This is a genomic window from Ensifer soli, from assembly GCF_041928815.1.
GTDB lineage: Bacteria > Pseudomonadota > Alphaproteobacteria > Rhizobiales > Rhizobiaceae > JBHFEI01.
Genome location: NZ_JBHFEI010000011.1, coordinates 67,751 through 84,066, shown reverse-complemented (window position 1 = coordinate 84,066; position 16,316 = coordinate 67,751). Strand labels below are relative to the sequence as shown.

The following is a 16,316-nucleotide window of genomic DNA, read 5'->3' as shown; positions in this document are numbered from 1 at the left end:
TGTCAAAGGGCGGCCGAGCAGCGCTTCAGGATGTCGAGATAGCCCTCGACGGTCCAGGCGGAGCGGCCGATGAACAGGCCGTCGATATGCGGCATGGTGATGAGTTCCGCGCAGTTGCCCGGATTGACGCTGCCGCCATAGAGCACCGGGATCACCCGGCCGAGGGCTGCTTCCGCCCAGCCGGCGATGTTGGCGTGGCGCTCGTCGGCATAGTCGGCCGAGGCCGGGATGCCGTTGACGCCGATCGCCCAGACCGGCTCGTAGGCGAGAAGGATCGGCGCCTGCTTTTCCTCCTCGGTGAGGAAGGAGAGCGCGACCTCCGTCTGGCGCCTCAGCACGGCGTCGGCCTGGCCGGCCTCGCGCTCGGCCAGCGTCTCGCCGATGCAGATCAGCGGGATCAGGCCGTGGCGGACGGCGGCGGCGGTCTTCTTGCCGACGGCCTCGTCGGTCTCGTTGAAGAATTCGCGCCGCTCGCTGTGGCCGAGTTCGACGAGGTCGAGGTTGCATTCCTTCAGCATCACCGGCGAGATCTCGCCGGTCCAGGCGCCGGCATCGTCCCAGTGCATGTTCTGCGCGCCGACCTTGACGCTCTTGCCGTCGAGGATCTGCTTCACCTCGCGCACGGCGGTGAAGGGCGGGATGATGAAGCGCTGGATGCGCGGATCATTGTCGGCGTCGGCGGCCGAAAGCCCGTCGGCGAAGATCCTCGCCTCGGCGAGCGTCTTGTTCATCTTCCAGCTTGTGCCGACCCAGTATTGCGTCTTGCTCATCAGTCCTCCCCGGACAGGTCCTTGTTGATGGTCACGAGATGAATGCCGGCGTCGCGAAGGCTTTTCTGTTCGCCGGGATTAAGTTCCTCGCCGGTCATGACGGTGGTGAAGGCGTCGAGGCCCGTGAGGAAATGCAGCGCCGGCCTGCCGAACTTGCCGTGGTCGACCATCAGGACGCTGCGGCTCGCCGCCCGGATCATCAGGCGGCGCGTCTGCACCACCTCCTGGTCCTGGTGGAAGGCGGCCGCGCCCTGGATGGCGGACGAGGAGAGAAAGGCGATGTCGCCGCGCAGCGCGCGCAGCGCCTCCTCCGTGACGATCCCGAAGAAGCCGTTGAACTTCCGGCTGTACTGGCCGCCGAGCGCGATCAGCGTGATGCCCGGAAGGCCGCTTAGGGACGTGATCACCGAGAGATTGTTGGTGATCACCGTCAGCGGCCTTATGTCCCTGATGAAGGCGGCGACCCCGCCGGCCGTCGAGCCGTCGTCGATCAGCACGATCTGGCCGGGCTCGACCAGCGAGGCGGCATGGCGGGCGAGCCGGCGCTTCTCGCCGGCGGCGATCTTTTCGCGGTAGCGGAAATCGCTCTCGAATTGCGGGCTCGACTGGATGGAGGCGCCGCCATGGACCTTGCGCACAAGGCCGGCGAGCTGGAGATCGTCGAGGTCGCGGTGGACGGTCATCTTGCTGATGCCGAAGCGCGAGGCCAGCTCCTCGACGGAGACGCTGCCCGCCTCCATCAGGAGATCCATGATCTCTTGCCGCCTGTCGTCCGGTTTCACCGAAAATCCATCCCGTCGCCATGGGCCGCGCTCTCCTCCGCGCCCACGGCGCCTTCATGCGCTGAAAATGTGATCTTTTCAAGATCCGTAACGCGATTTTGTGATTTTTATGTGATATTTGGGCGAGGGAACTTTCCTCCCCGTCGCGCATTGATCCTCGCCATCCGTGTGATGAGAGGAGAGTTGACATGAGCGAATTCCTGCCGGCCCTTCACGAGGGCCACGCGCCGATCACCCTTCATGAACTTTTCCGCGATGCTCTCGAAACCTACGAGGCCTGGGAGGAGGGCGAGGCCGAGCCCGTCGTCACCTTCGAGGGCAAGGTGGTGCCGATCCGCGCCGTCTTCGAGCATATGAGCGCCTGCACCGACATCCTGCCGCAAAACATGATGGGTGTGATCACCGACCGGCTGACGAAGAAATGGAACGGCAGCGGCCCGCTCGACGAGATGACGTTCTCGACGGCGGCGCGCGTCATGGCCGTCCTCTACCGCAAGCGGCTGAGAAGCCATGCGAGCGGCGACATCGGCCATTTCCTCGAAACCTGGGTCAACCGCTACGGCGAGGGCATCCAGGCCTGACCGGGACGGGACGCAGGACACGCGGACGGTCCCGGTGCCGGCCGCGGGGATATCAGGCCCTGGCGGGATCGATCGCGTCAAACATCAAGGAGACGATGTCGCTCCCGTCCAGCGGTTCGGATCCGGCCATCACGGCGACGGCAAAACCGATGGCCGAAGAGACCGGGTTGTGCGTCGTGGCGCCGGCGCGCAGGTTCATCACCAGCGTCGGGCAGAGGAAGAGACCGAGCCGGACGACGCGGCGCCAATCGGCGGGCAGCAGGCCGCGCCCGGCGAGTTCCGACAGCAGCGGCCTCCACAGGCGCTCCGCCTTGACCCGCAGGAGATCGCGCCGCACCGGGCTCGGGCGCCAGTCGGTTTCGATGTCGAGCACGCCGCCGGCATAGCTGGCCGAGGCGCTGTAGCGTTCGGCCGCGACGGCCGGGTCGTAGAGCCAGAGCGGATGGGCGAGCACGTTGTGGAAGGTCGTCTTCACCTCGGCAAGCAATGTCGGCACGGCCTCGCCGGCAAAGGCGGGGTCGAAATAGGAAAGACGCGGGCCCCCCTCCCCCTCCTCGTACCAGACGTTGGCATTGTGGGCATCGCCATGGGCGGTGACGCCGCCGGCATCGGCGAGGGCCTGCGGTTTCAGCCGCGCGACCGCCGCATCGAACAACTGGCCGACCGTCTCGGCATAGCGGATGCCGTTGACGCGGATGGTCGCCGTGGAGAATTCCTCCCAGCCAAGCGTGACGCCCGGAAAGGCGAAGTCCCGACCGACATAGAATGTCTTCAGCCGCCCGCCCGGATAGGCGCCCTCGGGCAGGTCGACGAGGCGGTCGTGGAACAGACGGTGCACCGGCTCAGCGGCGGACTGCGCCGGCGTGATCGGATGCAGCGTCCGGCGGTAGACGGCGAGCACCGCGTCGGAAAGGCCGGCTTCTGCGGCGGCCGCACGGGCGGCCTTCTCCGCGTCATGGTCGAGATCGAGCGCCCGGAGCACGTCGGAGAAGCGCGGATCGGTGCGGCGGCGATAGACCAGGATCTGCTCGCCCGGCAGCACCGACATCTTCACCGGCTGGTCGACGGGAAGCCCGGCGCGGGCGAGGATGTCGGCCCGGTAATATTCGCCGGTCATCGCCTCCTCGCCTTCCTCCTGGTGGAACTTGAAGAAGAAGGCGCCGTCCTCGCTGTCGAAGACGCCGTTCAGCGAGTTGAGGCTGTACTGGTCGTGGTTGATGACGAGGTTTTCGGCTTGCATGCCGAAGAGATCGGCGAGAAGTGCCGCGAGCATCGCCTCGGCGCGGCCGTCGCGCAGCGTGGCCAGGCGGCGGATCTCGGCGGTGCGGCTCGGGCTTTCGGTCATCGGGACACTCATGTGTTGCGGGTCATGTAGCGGCTGCCGAGCGTGTAGCGGCTTCCGGCATAGGTGAAGGTGTTGACGGTGGCGACGACCGCGCCGCTCCAGGTCTTGCGGTCGAGGACGAGGCAGGCATCGCCGGGGCGAAGCTGCAGCAGCCGCGCCGTCTCGCCGTCGGCCGGCTCGGCGCGGATGACATGCTCCACCTCGGTCAGCGGCGTCGCGGTCTGCAGATATTCGAAGGTGGCGATCGCGGTGAAATCCTGCTCGGCATAGCCGGAGACGAGGGTGGCGTTGACGTAGCGCTCCTCGAGCTGCACCGGCAGGTCGTTTTCGAAATGGACGATGACCGAATGGTCGACCGGCCGGATGTCGGCAAATTCGAAGGCGATCAGCAGCGCCGCCGAGGGCCGGTCGATCCGCTCCAGCGCGATCACCTCGGCGCGGTGCCGGCTGCCGCGCGCGAGGATCTCGGTGGCGATGTTGCTGATCTCGATCAGCGTCGATTGTGGTTTCGGCGGCGCGACGAAGGTGCCGACCCCCTGGATGCGGCGCAGGTGCCCCTCCGAGGTCAGTTCCCTCAGCGCCCGGTGAACCGTCATGCGCGAGACGCCGAGCGCCTCGACCAGCGCATGTTCGGAGGGCAGCCGGGCATTGCGCGCCCATTTGCCGCTGCCGATGTTCGTCAGGACGAAATCCTTCACCTTCTCGTAGAGCGGCGAGGCGGAATCGGAAAGCGTGTCCATCGTCCATCACTCCTGAATGCAAGGCGCGCGCCGAAAGCGTGTCGCGATCTTTCAGTGTCGCTCGTACGCTTCAGGTCCTTGTTTTACGTGTGTCTTTTCGCAAAATCGCTGCACAGCTTTGCAAGACACGCTTTAGCTGGCGAGTGCCACCACCGTCTTCAGCGCCGCCGTCTCGCCGTTGATGAGACGCTGATAGGCGGCCGGCACGTCGTCGAGCGTCGTCAGCGTCTCGGTCATCCGCATCAGCCGGTCGGCAAGCTTCGGCAGCAGGCCGATCGCTTCCGGCAGTTCGTCGGCGAAGGCATGGCAGCCGAGAAGGCCGATCTCGCGCTCGACCAAGAGGTTCGGGTCGAGATCCAGCTTGCCATGCCCGATGCCGACCAGCGCCAGCGCGCCGCCGCCGGAGAGAAGGTCGAGCATGACCCCGATCGCCTTTATGTTGCCGGTGGCGTCGAGCGCATAGCGCAGGCGCCTGCCGGAGAGCGCCGCATCGATCGCCGCCCTGTCGAGGTCGACCACCGTGGCGCGGGCGAGATCCGCCACGGTTTTCGCCCGCGTCGCGTTGCGATCCGCGACGAGGATCGGCCCGTCATGGATCTCGGAGAGCACCAGCGCCGAAAGCCCGCCGATCGTGCCGCAGCCGGCAACGAGCACCGCTTCGCCGGCGCGTGGGGCGAGCCGGCGCACGGCATGCAGCGCCACCGCCAGAGGTTCCGCCATCGCGGCGACGATCGCCGGCAGGCTCGCATCGTGCTTCAAAATCAGCCTTGCCGGCAATTGCACCGCGTCGGCAAAGCCGCCGTCGCAGACCTCGCCGACGAAGCCGAGCGCCTCGCAGATCTGGGCCCGGCCGCTGGCGCAGGCCGGGCACTCCCCGCACCAGACGCGTGAATCCGCCACGACCGTGTCGCCGACGGCGAGACCCTCGACCCCCTCCCCGACCGCGGTGATACGGCCTGAGAATTCATGGCCCGCCGTCGACGGCCGCCGGCTGATCCACTGCCCGGTGCGGAAATTGTGCAGGTCGGAGCCGCAGATGCCGGCGGCGCGCACGGCAAGGTTCACATGCCCCGGCGGCGGTGCTGCCGGCGGATCGATATCCTCGACCCTGAGATCCAGCGCGTCGTAGAGGCGAACGGCCCTCATCATGCGTCCTTCTTCAGGTATTTGTCGCGCAAGGGGGAGACCGCCAGCGCATGCGACGAAAACCCTTCGTAGAGCGCCAGAGTGTGCGAATGTCTGGCGAATTCCGGATAGGCCGGTGCGGTGACATAGCCGATCGACGAGCGCTTGACGAAATCGGTGACCGACAACGGTCCGAAGGTGCGGGCCCAGCGGCTGGTCGGCAGCACGGCGTTCGGCCCGAGCGAGAAATTGGCGATCGAGACGGGCGTATGCGTGCCCATCAGGATCTCGGCGGCCTCGGTGATGTGGCCGAGATGGAGGAAGGGTTCGGTGGAGAGCAGTTCCAGATGTTCCGGCGCATAGGCGTTGACGAAGGCGTAGCTCTCCTCGATGGAGGAGGTCAGCACGATGCCGCCATTCTTGCCGGTCAGCACGGTTTTGGAAAAACCGACGCGTAAGTCCGACATCTCAGCCCAGTGGTCGGGGAGTGCCGCCAGCGCCTCTTCCGCCACGCGGCGCGAATGGGTGACGAGATAGGCCGACGAATCCGGCCCGTGCTCGGCCTCGATCAGGAGATCGAGGGCGGCGAGCCCGCCATGCACCGTGTCGTCGGCAAGGATCATCACCTCGGACGGGCCGGCGGGCAGGCCGGTGTCGATGATGCCGGACAGCGCCCGCTTGGCGGCGACCACCCACGGGCTGCCGGGGCCGACGATCTTCAACGCCGGCTTGACGGTCTCCGTGCCGTAGGCGACGGCGGCCACGGCCTGCGCGCCGCCGACCTTGTAGACCGTCTCGACGCCGGCAAGCCGCGCCGCGACCAGCGTCGCCGCGTCGACGGAACCATCGGGCGCCGGCGGCGTGACGATCGCAAGCTCCGGCACGCCGGCGACGACGGCCGGGATCGAGGTCATCATCGTGACGGAGGGGAACGAACCCTTGCCGCGCGGCACATAGAGCGCGACCGACTTGATCGGCGTAAACCGGTCGCCGGCAAAGGCGCCGGGGCGGATCTCCTTCAGCCACATCGCCTCCGGCTTCTGCTCCTCGTGGAAATGCCGGATATTGTCGATGCCGAACTGGATGGATTCTATCACGCTGGCATCGACCAGCTTGAAGGCGGCGTCGAACTCGGCGTCGGTCACCTTTAAGGTCTTCTCCGTGACGTCCGCCTTGTCGAGGTCGCGGCCGAAGCGGGCGAGCGCGGCATCGCCTTCCGTCCGCACCGCCTCGAGGATCGGATGCACCTTCTCGACGAAGCTCGAAAGATCCGTTTCGGAGCGGCGCAGCAGCGCCGCCTTCCCGTCGGCCGAGAGGGTGGAATAGTCGTGGAATGACACGTCCGTCATGATGGTCGTCCTTGGATGCCGGCGTTGCCGCCGTCCGGTCACTTCGATTTGAGGAAGATGTCGAGCCCGACAAGGCGGTCGAGCGCGGCGATGGCGATGGCGGCCGAGACGATGAACACGACCGAGATCGCGGCGAGATCCGGCGTGATGATCGAGCGGATGGAATTGTAGATCTGCACCGGCAGGGTGACGCTCCTCGCATCGGTCAGCAGCAGGCTGACGAGGAATTCGTTCAGCGCCAGGATGAACATCAAGAGCGAGCCGGTGATGATGCCCGGCAGCACGGCGGGCAGCGTGATGTAGAGAAAACGGGAAAGCGGCGGGGCGCCGCAATTGGCGGCGGCCAGTTCGAGGTCCGGCGAGAGATTGCTGGCGCTCGCCGTCACGGCCCAGATCATGAAGGGCAGGTTGATGACGGCGCAGGCGATGCCGACGGGCCAGAGCGAGCCCAGCACACGCATCTCGCCGAAGACCAGCATCATGCCGATGCCGGAGCCGATCAGCGGCACGGTGAAGGGCAAGAGCAGGTAGATCTGGATCGAGCGGGCGAAACGAACGCGGTATTTGGCGAGCGCGATGCCGGCGAGCGTTCCAACGGGAATGGCGACGAGGGTGCAGATCGCCGCCACCACCAGCGAGCGGACGAAGGCCTGGCGCAGGTCGCTGGCGGCCGCGATTTTGCCGTACCATTTGAGCGAAAACCCGTCCGGCGGGAAGGTGATGATGTTGCCAGAGGTGAAGGACGCGCCGAGGACGACGATCGTCGGCGCCGACAGCATCAGCAGGGCAAGGCCGACAAAGGCCCAGATGGTGATGGACTTGCTCAAGGAGCCGGTCATTTGCGGTCTCCGGTCATCGCCAGCGTGCCGGCGCCGAACAACAGGAAGACGACGCCGACGAGCAGCGAGCCGACCGCGACGAGCAGCAGCGACAGCGTCGCGCCGAGCCCCTGGTCGGAGGTGCGGAAGAACTGGTCGTAGATGGCGTTGGCGATGAAATCCTGTGACCCGCCGCCGAGGATCGCCGGAATGGCGAAATCGGTGAGCGAGAGCGTAACGACGACCAGACCGGCGCCGACGAGGCCGGGTCGCGCGAGCGGCAGCACGATATGGCGGAAGGTGCGCGTCCAGCTGGCGCCGAGCGAGCTTGCGGCCGATTCCAGCTCGGCGGGAATGGCGGTGAGCGCTGGCGCCAGCATCAGCACGGCGAAGGGCAGCATATACTGCACCAGCCCGAAGAGCACGGCCGGGTAATTGTAGAGCAGCCGCATCGGCGAGACACCGACAAGGCCGAGGGCTTCATTCACCATGCCCTGATTGCCGAGAATGATCAGCCAGCCATAGGCGCGCACCACCTGCCCGATGAAGAAGGGCAGAAACAGCGCCACCAGCAGGAATTTGCGCAAGGCCGAGGAGGGCGTGCGCACCATCAGGTAAGCGTAAGGAAAGGCGAAGATCAGCGTGACCACGGTGACGATCACCGAGCCGATCAGGCTGCGCCCGGCGACGGTGGCGAAGAAAGTCTCCGTCAGCGCCCGCCGGTAATTGGCAAGCGTGTAGTCCTCCGACATCAGGAAGGTCGAGGTGTCGAGCGTCCGGAGGCTGGTGTCGCCGATCTGGATCAGGCCGAGGACGAGCACGCCGACGAGCAGCAGCGCCGGCAGCAGCATCAAGAGCGGCAGGCCGCGGTCGAAGCGGGCGGGCCAGAGCCGGGCGGCGAGGGCTTCGAGCCCGTCCATGACGCGCCACGTCCATGGATAGGCGACACGGGATCGGCGCATCGGCATCGTCCTGAAAAGACTGTCACGGAGAAGGCGGCCCCGCGCGGAAAACCTCCCGCGCGGGCCTCATGCGGGCCTCAGCCCTGCATGATTTCCTTGAACTTGGCGAACCACTGGCTCTCGTTTTCGACCTGCACCTTCGACGAGATGCGGATGAGGTGTTTGAAGTCCTCTTCCGTGGTCGGGTAGGACGGATCGCCGACGAGGTCGCCCGGCGGGTTGACGCCGGGGATGACGCCCGGAAGACCGAGACCGTCGAGCCAGACCTGCTGGGCCTCCTTCGTCAGCGCGTGGTTGATGTACTGCTTGGCCCAGTAAAGCTCGTTTTCCGGCAGGCCCTTGGGGATCCACAGGCCGTCCGTGTCGAACTTGGCGCCCTCTTCCGGCACGACCCAGGCGAGTTCGATGCCGTTCTTCTTGGCCTCGCGCGCATTGGTCGAAATCGTGCAGGCGGCGTCGATCTCGCCCTTCTGGAACCAGGTGGTGAAATCCGGGTCCTCGCCGAGCAGCGGCTGCTGTTCCTTCACCTTGGCGATGAAGTCCCAGGCCGGTTGCATGTTGGCCGGAATGTCCTCGAGTTTGCCGCCGCCTGCGACCTGGGCCGGGAAGTGGAAGCCGATGCCGTCATTGTAGAGCGCGATGCGGCCTTTGAGCTTCGGGTCGAGCAGGTCCTTCCAGGATTTCGGCGCGCCGTCCGGGAAGGCGGAGGGGCGGTAGGCGAGAACGTAGACATAGCCGTAGGTGTTGACGATCGGGTAGCCGTCGAGGCCGACGGGCTTGGCGAGGTCGGTCGCGTCCTTCAGGTTCGGCAGGTCGGACAGGTCCTCGGTAACGCCGCGCAGCGCCGACTTGGTGGCGTTGGTGGTCGTGTCCCAGTTGATGTGGATCGGCGGCACGCGGCCTTGCGCGACGGCAGCCCAGACCTTCGGCTGGATCTCGTTGTCTTCGGTGAGGTCGTGGCGCACCGCGATGCCGGTCGCCTTGGTGAAGCTGTCGGAGACGCCGGCCTTCAGGCTGTCGACCCAGCTTCCGCCCCAGGCGCGCACGATGATCTCCGCCGGCTTTTCCGGCTCCTGCGCGAAGGCCTTCTCCCAGCCGAAGGCGCTGGTGGCGCCGGCGGCGGCCATTGCCTGCAGCAGCGTGCGGCGGCGCAGCGCCGGTGTGGGGAATGTCTCATCTGTCATCGGTCGTTCTCCTCTGGCTGAAACCGTATCCGGTTTACGTGTTGAAGACATGCATGTCGCGGGCGTTCCAGCCGAGGCGGACGGCTTCCCCCGACGTGAACTGCTGATGGCCGACCGGATCGTGGTCGAAGACGCGGAACGGCATGTCGCCGAGCGCCGGCACGGCGACCTCGTAGACGATGCGCTCGCCCTCGAAGATCGCGTCGGTGACGCTGCCGTCGACGGTGACGTCGAGGCGGTCGAGCCCGGTCGCGGCGGGGGCGATGCGGATCTGCTCGGCGCGCAGCGCACCGAGCGCCCTGCCCCCCTGCCTCAGCTTTTCGCCGGCGGCGATGCCCGGCAGGGCCAGCCCGCGGGAGGCGTCGAGCGTCACCGACGGGCCCGCGAGCGTTTTCACATGACCCTCGATGAAGTTGGTGACGCCGATGAAATTGGCGACAAAAGCATTGGCCGGCGTGCGGTAGGCGCTGACCGGTGCGGCCTTCTGCTGGATGACGCCGCCATCCATGACGATCACCTCGTCGGAGACGACGAGGGCCTCGCGCTGGTCGTGGGTGACGTTGATCGTGGTGACGCCGAGTTCCTTCTGGATGCGGCGGAATTCGAGCTGCATCTCCTCGCGCAGTTTCCGGTCGAGCGCCGCCAGCGGCTCGTCGAGCAGAAGGAGGTCCGGCTCGAAGACGAGCGCGCGGGCGATCGCCACGCGCTGCTGCTGGCCGCCGGAGAGCTCGTGGATCCGCCGGCCGCCATAGCCGCCGAGGCGGACAAGATCGAGATAGCGCTCGACCGTGTCGGGGATCCGGCGCGCGTCGCTGCGGCGCATCTTCAGCGGGAAGGCGACATTCTCGGCGGCGGTCATGTGGGGAAACAGCGCCAGCTTCTGGAACACCATGCCGATCGCGCGCCTGTGCGGCGGCACGGCATTGACCGGCTGGCCACCGATGAAGATTTCGCCGCTGGTCGGCGCGTCGAAGCCGGCGATCATGCGCAACAGCGTCGTCTTGCCGGAGCCGGAAGGCCCGAGAATCGTCAGGAATTTTCCCTGCGGCAGGTCGAAGGAGGCGTTGCGCACGGCATGCACCTTGCCGAAGCGCATGCCGACGTCGCGCACCGAAACGGCGGCCTCGCTTGCCCGACGATGTTCAGCCGCTGCGATTGCCATGGCACCCCTCGCGCCGGCCCCGGGCCGGTTCATCACGCCTTGCGGCCCGCGGATCTCTCCGCCGCCCGGCCAACTTGTCTATACAAATATGGACAGGTATCGTCAACCGGGCTGCGACTTTTCTCGGCGGGCGCAATTATGGCCTAAAATTTGTGCATGTGCGAAGCAAAGCGCCGCATCGGCGTCAGATCGAAGCAAGATACCCGCCATCGACGGGGATGCAATGGCCGGTGACATAGGCGGCGGCATCCGAGGCGAGGAAAACGACGGCGCCGCCGATATCGCCCGCCTCGCCGAAACGGCGCTGCGGGATTTTCCCGAGCATCGCCGCCTGCCAGTCGTCGTTCTCATAGAAGACCTCGGTCATCGCCGTGCGGAAATAGCCCGGCGCGATCGCGTTGACGCGGATGCCGAGCGGCGCCCATTCGGCCGAGAGTGCCCGCGTCATGCCGAGCAGCCCGGTCTTCGAGGCGCCGTAGGGGACGGCGGTCGGGATGCCGACATAGGAGGTGAGCGAGCAGAGATTGACCATCGCGCCGCCCCTCCCCGCCTTCGCCATCGCGCGGGCGGCCGCCTGCGCCACGAAGAAGGCGCCCTTCAGGTTGGTATCGACGATCCGGTCCCACAGCGCCTCGTCGACGTCGAGCGAGGCGCGAACCTGCTCGATGCCGGCATTGTTGACGAGGATGTCGAGGCCGCCGAGGGCTTCGCCCGCCTCCGCGACGACGGCGGTGGCGCCCGCCGCGTCGCGCACGTCCTGCCGCAGCGCGATCGCCCGCCGTCCGGTGGCCGCGACCGCGGCGACGGTCTCCTCCAGGCTCTCGGCGCTGCGCGCGGTGACGGCGACATCCGCCCCGGCGCCGGCAAGCGCCGTGGCAATCGCGCGGCCAAGGCCGCGGCTCGCCCCGGTGACGAGCGCCCGGCGGCCGGAAAGATCGAACGAGGCAAGGGTCATGGCATCGGTCTCCGCATCGGCGCCGCATCATCGTCGCGCCCGTCCTCGACCCGATAGCGCAAGACGGACCGATTCGCCGCCCCCTTGTTCTCTCGCGGGGTCGGTCCCGTCGGGCGGGCAAGGCGCCGGCTGTCCGTGAGCGGGAGGCACACCGGATCCCGGCCGTGATCCGGCGCCCCTGCCCCGGTCGCCGGCGATCCCGTCGCTTCCTGCGGCGCTCTGCCCGTCCCTTGCCGGGCGACGGGTTTGCCGTCGACGGAGAGGGGCGTCGTGCCGGCAACGGCCTCGTCCGACGGGCGGGTGCGGTTGACACCTGTCAACGTCGCCCCGGACGGGAAAGGCCGCGGCAGGAGTATCCCGCCGTGGCAATCAGGCATCCGTCACGCGATGACGAAAAAGTCCGCCGCCGTCAGCGCCGGCCTGTTGTCGAGCACGGCGAACTGGACGGAGCCGCCACTGTCGCTGCCGTTGCTGTCGAAGAAGAGCTGGCCGGTCTTGCTGTTGTAGACGATGCGGTCGTCGGCATCGAGCGTCGCGCCCGCGACGCCGACATCCTTGAAGCGCTCGGCCGTGAGCACGTTGAGCGACAGGCCGGGGAAGAAACTCCGGTCGAGCCGGATCGTGTCGTCCACCGGCGAGAAATCGGTGATCCGGTCGATATTGCCGGCACCGGGGGCCGAGGTGAAGAGGAAGATGTCGGCGCCGGCGCCGCCGGTCAGCACATCCGCTCCCGCGCCGCCGTCGATGCGGTTGGCGCCGGAATTGCCAATGATGCGGTTGGCGAGCCCGTTGCCCGTGCCGTTGATCGCCGCGGCTCCGGTCAGTGTCAGGTTCTCGATCTCCTGGCCAGCAAGCGAGAAGCCGACGGAGGCATAGACGATGTCGGTGCCGCCATTCGCCGCCTCGATGACGCGGTCGCCGGCATGGTCGACCGTGTAGACGTCGTTGCCGCCGCGTCCCTCCATCCGGTCGGCACCGGCGCCGCCGTCGATGCGGTTATAGGCGCCGTTGCCGATGATCACATTGGAGGAGCCGTTGCCGGTGCCGTTGATCGCCGCGCTTCCGGTCAGCGTCAGGTTCTCGATCGCCTGGCCGGAAAGCGAGAAGGTGACGGAGGAGAGCACCGTATCCGTGCCGCCATTCGCCGCCTCGACGACGCGGTCGCCGGCATGGTCGACGATATAGGTGTCGTTGCCACCGAGGCCCTCCATCCGGTCGGCGCCGGTGCCGCCGTCGAGGATGTTGGCGGCGCCGTTGCCGATGAGGACGTTGGCGCCGGAATTGCCGGTGCCGTTGATCGCGGCCGTGCCGGTGAGCGTCAGGTTCTCGATCGCCTGGCCGGAAAGCGAGAAGGAAACGGAGGCGCGCACCGTGTCCGTGCCGCCGTTCTTCGCCTCGAACACCCGGTCGCGGACGTTGTCGACGATATAGGTGTCGTTGCCGCCGAGCCCGGACAGCTGGTCGGCGCCGGTGCCGCCGTCGAGGATGTTGGCGGCGCCGTTGCCGATGAGGACGTTGGCGCCGGAATTGCCGGTGCCGTTGATCGCGGCCGTGCCGGTGAGCGTCAGGTTCTCGATCGCCTGGCCGGCAAGCGAGAAGGAGACGGAGGCGCGCACCGTGTCGATGCCCTCGTTGCTTGCTTCGAAGACACGGTCGCGGCTGTTGTCGACGACATAGGTGTCGTTGCCCTTGCCGCCCCGCATCTGGTCGGCCCCCGTCCCGCCGTCGATCAGGTTGGCGGCGCCGTTGCCGGTGATCGTGTTGGCGGCGGAATTGCCGGTGCCGTTGATGACGGCGGTGCCGGTGAGCACCAGGTTCTCGATCGCCTGGCCGGCAAGCGAGAAGGAGACGGATGCCTCGACCGTGTCCGTTCCCTCGTTGGCGGCCTCGAACACCCGGTCGCCGGCATGGTCGACGATGAAGGTGTCGTCGCCCCGGCCGCCGCGAAGGATGTCGGCGCCGGCGCCGCCGTCCAGCGTGTCGTTGCCGTCGGCGCCCGACAGCGTGTCGCTGCCGCGCATGCCGAGGATGCGGTTGTTGAGGCTGTTGCCGGTGACCGTGTCGTTGCCGTCGCCGGTGACGATGTTCTCGATCGTGTCGGCGCCGGCCGCGATCCGGAACCATTGCGTGCCGGCGACGCGGACGATGCCGCCGGCGGCAAGGCTCGCATCGACCGCGCCGGGGATTGCCGCCATGTTGATCCAGTCGACGCCGCCATTGCTGTCCGAGAGCGTGCCGCGGTTCGACTGGAGGGCGCGCAGCGCCAGGAAATTGCCTGTGTAGGTGTGGATGTCGTTTGCCGACGCCGGCGCGCCGAAGAACTCGAGCTTGGCGCTGCGCAAGACGCCGGAATAGTCGATCAGCGTGTCGCGCACGAGGAGCTTCCAGGTGCCGGCGCTCGACAGGCCGCGCAGCGCCTCGACGCCGAAGGTCCATTTGAAACCGGTCTGGGTCTTGTCGACAGCGGCGTCCTCGTTCTGCATCAGCGGCAGCTCGATGCCGTCCGGCGTGACGAGCCAGAGCTGCAGGTCGTAGCCGCGTCCATGGCTGAGATCGACGGTGACATAGGCCGTCTCGATCTCGATCGCGTCGGTGAAGGCGAAGTTGACCGATGCCTGACCCGGGATCATGTTGAAATTCCAGTCGACGCCCGCATCGGGGAGGGTGAGCGTCGGCCCGTCATAGCTCATCCAGGTGCTGACCTCGTTGCCGCTGGTCGAGGCGCGCCCGCGCATCGCGGTCCACACCTCGGCCATGCGCACGGCGGCATAGCCGTCGAGCATGCCGAAGCCGTAGGAGAGGTGGTAGGCATGGCCGGCGCCGTTCCAGCCGGCGGCGGTGAGCGTGCCCCAGCCGCCGCGTTCCGTTGGCCCGCCGAAGGCGGCGCCGTAGGCCGAGCCGGTGTGGCTCGCCGAGAGCGCCAGCAGCGAGGCGACGTCGCGCCAGCCGAGCCCGGAATTGGCCTCGAGCATCAGCGCCACGACGCCGGCCGTCGTCGGCGTCGCGGCCGAGGTGCCGTTGAACGAATTGCGGTAGTCGACGGGCAGCGGATCGGCATCGCCGGTCTTGTTCTTGCCGCGCTCGCCGACGAGGTCCGTCGTCACCGCCGAGGCGGGCGCGGTGATCAGCGTCGAGACGCCGAAATTGGAATAGGAGGCGGCAAAGCCGTCCTGCTCTGTGGCGGCGATCGTCAGCGTGTAGCGCGAGGCGTTGACGCCGTCGGCATTGGCGTTGACCGTGTCGTTGCCGGCGGCCTGGACGATGACCGTGCCGAGCCCGCCCCGCCCCTTCTCGACCACGGTCTTGTAGGCCGCGTCGATCAGCGTCGAGGTCGAGACGCTCCCATCGACGGCGATCGACTGGTTCGCCGCATAGGCCGGGGTGCGGCCCCAGCTGTTGTTCATGACGTCGAAATTGGCGGCCCAGCGCAGTGCGGCGGTGGCGATCTCGAGTGACCGGTTCTGGATGTCCTCGAGATAGTTGACACCTGTCAACGTCACGTTCGGCGCGATGCCGACGCCGCCGATGCCGTTGCCGGCGACGGCGCCGATCAGGCCGGCGACGGAGGTGCCATGCGCGTCGTCGTCGGCGATCGGCGTCGGATCGTAGGTGACGTTCTGGTAGCGGAAGTGGAAGGAGGCGTCGTAATTGGCGGCAAGGTCCGGATGGATATATTGCAGCCCGTCGTCATAGACGGCGACATGGACGCCGCGCCCGGTATACTCGTCCCAGATGCGCTCGATATTGCCGATCAGGCCGAAATGCCACTGCTGAAGGTAAAGGGGATCGGTGGGGCGTGCCATGACGGTCTATCCTTGCTTGGCCGGGCGGAAATGCTGGATGCGGAAGGTGCGGCCCTGCATGCAGTTGGAAAACTGCAGGAAGCGGCCGGTGAGCGCATAGGCGCCCTCGCCCTTGGGCGCCGGGCCGGACAGCGTGATCACCTCGCCGCTTTCGAGCCGGAAGAGCGGGCACTCGACGCCCGGCCCCGCCATGTCGCCGACGATCTCGATCTCGGCGGCCGCCATCTCGAACATGCCGATCCCCTTCATCATGAGCTGCGGCCCGCGCGCGGGGGCCGGCGAAAAACATGGATGTTGCGGATCGCCGTCCGGGTCGCGCGCCCCCGCCCGACGGCAGGCCGCCCCGACGCCCCCGCGCTCCCGAGACGGACGGCCGGGTCGCAAACGTCAACGGAAGGTTAACACGGGGCCGACGGCACCGGAAGCCGACCGGCCCCAATTTGGCCGCAGCGCAGCATGTGGTCGGGACGCGGGGGCCGAGGGCCGCGCCGGCCGTTGCCGGAGCGGCGGGATCCCCACCTTCGTCTCCAGGGCGCGGCTGGGGCGCGGTGACGTTTACCCGGCGTTAACCAAAAACCGCTTGACGCGACTCGGACGATCCCGCACCGTTTGTTACGGAGAGGCGAGAATATCCACAGGTTTTCCGTAACCGTCGAAGAATCTGTAGGTCGCGCCTTCCCCGTATATCCCCGCCGCCGAGAATCGCTGCATAGTGGCAGCCGCGGTCGGGTCGGGCGCAG

The 16,316-nt window shown here is 67.3% G+C and carries 14 protein-coding genes; 1 reads left to right on the top strand and 13 read right to left on the bottom strand.

Features of this window, described 5'->3' with window-relative positions:
• Positions 1-2: 2 nt before the first annotated feature.
• Both ACEVQ6_RS17095 and ACEVQ6_RS17090 read right to left on the bottom strand, forming a co-directional pair.
• Complete coding sequence (locus ACEVQ6_RS17095) at positions 3-770, bottom strand: triose-phosphate isomerase (protein ID WP_374890240.1); 768 nt, start codon at positions 768-770, stop codon at positions 3-5.
• Positions 770-1,552 (bottom strand): DeoR/GlpR family DNA-binding transcription regulator, encoded by a 783-nt coding sequence (locus ACEVQ6_RS17090; protein ID WP_374890239.1) that lies wholly within the window; start codon positions 1,550-1,552, stop codon positions 770-772. Before ACEVQ6_RS17090 ends, ACEVQ6_RS17095 begins: the two co-directional genes overlap by 1 nt.
• A 188-nt stretch (positions 1,553-1,740) precedes the next feature.
• Here ACEVQ6_RS17090 and ACEVQ6_RS17085 point away from each other — a divergent pair, with 188 nt between their 5' ends.
• Positions 1,741-2,133, top strand: a complete 393-nt coding sequence (locus ACEVQ6_RS17085) for a BRA0787 family protein (RefSeq protein ID WP_374890238.1) — start codon at positions 1,741-1,743, stop codon at positions 2,131-2,133.
• A 52-nt stretch (positions 2,134-2,185) separates the two neighbouring features.
• On the opposite strand, the gene ACEVQ6_RS17080 is transcribed toward ACEVQ6_RS17085, so the two are convergent.
• The 11 genes from ACEVQ6_RS17080 to ACEVQ6_RS17030 all read right to left on the bottom strand — a co-directional run bounded on the left by ACEVQ6_RS17080 (position 2,186) and on the right by ACEVQ6_RS17030 (position 15,828).
• Positions 2,186-3,478 carry a hypothetical protein gene (locus ACEVQ6_RS17080; protein ID WP_374890237.1) on the bottom strand — a complete coding sequence of 431 codons (1,293 nt, stop codon included), beginning with the start codon at positions 3,476-3,478 and terminating at the stop codon, positions 2,186-2,188.
• An 8-nt stretch (positions 3,479-3,486) separates the two neighbouring features.
• Positions 3,487-4,218, bottom strand: a complete 732-nt coding sequence (hutC, locus tag ACEVQ6_RS17075; protein WP_374890236.1) for a histidine utilization repressor — start codon at positions 4,216-4,218, stop codon at positions 3,487-3,489.
• A gap of 132 nt (positions 4,219-4,350) precedes the next feature.
• A complete protein-coding gene (locus tag ACEVQ6_RS17070; protein ID WP_374890338.1) occupies positions 4,351-5,364 on the bottom strand; it encodes a zinc-dependent alcohol dehydrogenase in 1,014 nt (337 codons plus the stop codon).
• Positions 5,364-6,692 (bottom strand): histidinol dehydrogenase, encoded by a 1,329-nt coding sequence (hisD, locus tag ACEVQ6_RS17065; RefSeq protein ID WP_374890235.1) that lies wholly within the window; start codon positions 6,690-6,692, stop codon positions 5,364-5,366. The genes ACEVQ6_RS17070 and hisD overlap by 1 nt, the downstream gene beginning before the upstream one ends.
• A 38-nt stretch (positions 6,693-6,730) precedes the next feature.
• On the bottom strand, positions 6,731-7,531 hold the full coding sequence (locus tag ACEVQ6_RS17060; RefSeq protein WP_374890234.1) for an ABC transporter permease: 801 nt from the start codon (positions 7,529-7,531) through the stop codon (positions 6,731-6,733).
• A complete protein-coding gene (locus ACEVQ6_RS17055; protein WP_374890233.1) occupies positions 7,528-8,472 on the bottom strand; it encodes an ABC transporter permease in 945 nt (314 codons plus the stop codon). Before ACEVQ6_RS17055 ends, ACEVQ6_RS17060 begins: the two co-directional genes overlap by 4 nt.
• A 77-nt stretch (positions 8,473-8,549) precedes the next feature.
• Positions 8,550-9,656, bottom strand: a complete 1,107-nt coding sequence (locus ACEVQ6_RS17050; RefSeq protein ID WP_374890232.1) for an ABC transporter substrate-binding protein — start codon at positions 9,654-9,656, stop codon at positions 8,550-8,552.
• 34 nt (positions 9,657-9,690) lie between these two features.
• Complete coding sequence (locus tag ACEVQ6_RS17045) at positions 9,691-10,818, bottom strand: ABC transporter ATP-binding protein (protein ID WP_374890231.1); 1,128 nt, start codon at positions 10,816-10,818, stop codon at positions 9,691-9,693.
• 184 nt (positions 10,819-11,002) lie between these two features.
• Complete coding sequence (locus tag ACEVQ6_RS17040) at positions 11,003-11,773, bottom strand: SDR family NAD(P)-dependent oxidoreductase (RefSeq protein ID WP_374890230.1); 771 nt, start codon at positions 11,771-11,773, stop codon at positions 11,003-11,005.
• A gap of 380 nt (positions 11,774-12,153) precedes the next feature.
• A complete protein-coding gene (locus ACEVQ6_RS17035; RefSeq protein WP_374890229.1) occupies positions 12,154-15,576 on the bottom strand; it encodes a S8 family serine peptidase in 3,423 nt (1,140 codons plus the stop codon).
• Between the two features lie 6 nt (positions 15,577-15,582).
• Entirely contained in the window at positions 15,583-15,828 is a 246-nt protein-coding gene (locus ACEVQ6_RS17030) for a hypothetical protein (protein WP_374890228.1), read from the bottom strand.
• Positions 15,829-16,316: the final 488 nt, after the last annotated feature.

Excerpts from the sequence above, each read along its gene's own strand:
- ACEVQ6_RS17095 (WP_374890240.1), bottom strand. The coding sequence starts at position 770 with ATGAGCAAGACGCAATACTGGGTCGGCACAAGCTGGAAGATGAACAAG.
- ACEVQ6_RS17085 (WP_374890238.1), top strand. The coding sequence starts at position 1,741 with ATGAGCGAATTCCTGCCGGCCCTTCACGAGGGCCACGCGCCGATCACC.
- ACEVQ6_RS17080 (WP_374890237.1), bottom strand. The coding sequence starts at position 3,478 with ATGACCGAAAGCCCGAGCCGCACCGCCGAGATCCGCCGCCTGGCCACG.
- hutC (WP_374890236.1), bottom strand. The coding sequence starts at position 4,218 with ATGGACACGCTTTCCGATTCCGCCTCGCCGCTCTACGAGAAGGTGAAG.
- ACEVQ6_RS17070 (WP_374890338.1), bottom strand. The coding sequence starts at position 5,364 with ATGAGGGCCGTTCGCCTCTACGACGCGCTGGATCTCAGGGTCGAGGAT.
- hisD (WP_374890235.1), bottom strand. The coding sequence starts at position 6,692 with ATGACGGACGTGTCATTCCACGACTATTCCACCCTCTCGGCCGACGGG.
- ACEVQ6_RS17060 (WP_374890234.1), bottom strand. The coding sequence starts at position 7,531 with ATGACCGGCTCCTTGAGCAAGTCCATCACCATCTGGGCCTTTGTCGGC.
- ACEVQ6_RS17055 (WP_374890233.1), bottom strand. The coding sequence starts at position 8,472 with ATGCGCCGATCCCGTGTCGCCTATCCATGGACGTGGCGCGTCATGGAC.
- ACEVQ6_RS17050 (WP_374890232.1), bottom strand. The coding sequence starts at position 9,656 with ATGACAGATGAGACATTCCCCACACCGGCGCTGCGCCGCCGCACGCTG.
- ACEVQ6_RS17045 (WP_374890231.1), bottom strand. The coding sequence starts at position 10,818 with ATGGCAATCGCAGCGGCTGAACATCGTCGGGCAAGCGAGGCCGCCGTT.
- ACEVQ6_RS17040 (WP_374890230.1), bottom strand. The coding sequence starts at position 11,773 with ATGACCCTTGCCTCGTTCGATCTTTCCGGCCGCCGGGCGCTCGTCACC.
- ACEVQ6_RS17035 (WP_374890229.1), bottom strand. The coding sequence starts at position 15,576 with ATGGCACGCCCCACCGATCCCCTTTACCTTCAGCAGTGGCATTTCGGC.
- ACEVQ6_RS17030 (WP_374890228.1), bottom strand. The coding sequence starts at position 15,828 with ATGATGAAGGGGATCGGCATGTTCGAGATGGCGGCCGCCGAGATCGAG.